Annotated in this window: 2 protein-coding genes; both read left to right on the forward strand. The window is 64.4% G+C overall.

Annotated elements, in window-relative coordinates; translation table 11 throughout:
- On the forward strand, positions 1-1,044 hold a 1,044-nt coding region (gene flgK / locus EN914_RS34025), incomplete at its 5' end, for a flagellar hook-associated protein FlgK (protein WP_127389617.1).
- Between the two features lie 4 nt (positions 1,045-1,048).
- Positions 1,049-1,787, forward strand: a 739-nt coding sequence (locus tag EN914_RS34030) for a flagellar hook-associated family protein (protein WP_127389618.1), incomplete at its 3' end; no start/stop codon positions are given.

Raw genomic sequence — 1,787 nt, forward strand, 5'->3', positions numbered from 1 at the left:
CTCAATGAGGGCTCCAAGGCAGTCCAGGATTTCCGCACCCAGACCGACGGTCAGATTGCCACCGCCGTCGACGACCTGAACTCGCTGCTCGGCCAATTCCAGGATGCCAACACGGCCGTCATGTCCGGAACCCGTTCCGGCACCGACGTTTCCGATGCGCTCGACCAGCGCGACGCGCTTTTGAAGAAGATTTCGAACTATGTCCCGGTGTCGACCTTCACGCGAGGCGACAATGACATGGTCATCACCACCGGCGATGGCACGACTTTGTTCGAGACGATACCGCGCACGGTCACCTTCGCGGCGTCGGCAGGCTATACCGCGGGTGCCGCTGGCAATGCCGTCTACATCGACAACGTGCCGATCTCGGCGGGTGCCGGCGGCAACACCAGCGCCAGCGGCACGCTTGCCGGCCTGCTGCAATTGCGCGACGGTGTCGCCTCGACCATGCAGAGCCAGCTCGACGAGACGGCGCGTGGCCCGATCACCGCTTTTGCCGAGACCGCACCCTCGATGGCCAATGCCGCCGGCCTGTTCACCTGGTCGGGCGCGCCGGCCGTGCCGGCCGCGGGCACGCTGGTCACCGGCCTTGCCGCATCCATCAGCGTCAACGCAGCGATGGACCCGAGCACCGGCGGCAACCCGACGCTGCTGCGCGACGGCGGCGCCAACGGTGCGGCCTATGTCGCCAACACGGGCGGCGGTGCATCCTATTCCACCCTTCTCGTTGCCTATGGCGACCGGCTCGACCAGCCGATGACTTTCGACCCCGCCGCCGGGGTTTCTGCAACGTCCAGCGTGTCCGACTACGCCGCCAATTCGATCGGCTGGTTCGAGGGCGTGCGCCAGCAGGCTTCGACCGCCTCCGACGCCAAGGAAGCACTGGCATCGCGCAGCGCCGAGGCGCTGTCCAACGCGACCGGGGTCAATGTCGACCAGGAAATGTCGCTGCTGCTCGACCTCGAACACACCTACCAGGCATCGGCCCGGATGATGAAAACCGTCGACGACATGATGACGGCCTTGCTCAACGCGGTGGGATAATTCCATGACTTCAGTCTCCTCGGCCGCAATCTCCAATGCCATGCGCTCCCAGCAGATGCGCATGCAGGCCGAACTCGTCAAAGCCACCAAGGAATCCTCGACGGGCAGGGTCGCCGATGTCGGCCTGGCTCTCGGCGGGCGCACCACCCAGGCCGTCACCTTCCAGCGCGACCTTGACCGGCTCAACGTCATCATCGATTCCAACGGCCTGGTCGGCGCCCGGCTTTCCTCGACGCAGACCTCGCTTGGTCAGCTCTCCACCGCGGCGCAGACCTTCCTGTCCGCCCTGACCACCGCTTCCTCGAGCGACTCGTCCAACAGCCTCACCCGGGACTCCGGCAAGGCGACCATCCAGCAGCTGACCTCGATCCTCAACACCAGCGTCAATGGTGAATATCTGTTTGCCGGCACCAACACAGACGTCAAGCCGATCAACGATTTCACGGCTGCCGGCTCTCCTGCCAAGGCTGCGTTCGATACCGCTTTCCTCACCAATTTCGGTTTCACCCAGGACGACCCGGCAGCGGCCAATATCACGGCTGCCCAGATGGACGATTTCATCACCAATGATGTGGCGCCGCAATTCGCGGGCGCGGGTTGGCAGGGCAACTGGTCGAACGCCACCGACCAGCAGATCGTCAGCCGCATCGCACTCAACGAAACCACACCGACTTCGACCAGCGCCAACAGCGATGGCATTCAGAAACTCGCCATGGCCGCAGCCATGGTCAGCAGCCTGATGT

The sequence above is a fragment of the Mesorhizobium sp. M7A.F.Ca.CA.001.08.2.1 genome, assembly GCF_003998455.1.
Lineage (GTDB): Bacteria > Pseudomonadota > Alphaproteobacteria > Rhizobiales > Rhizobiaceae > Mesorhizobium > Mesorhizobium ciceri.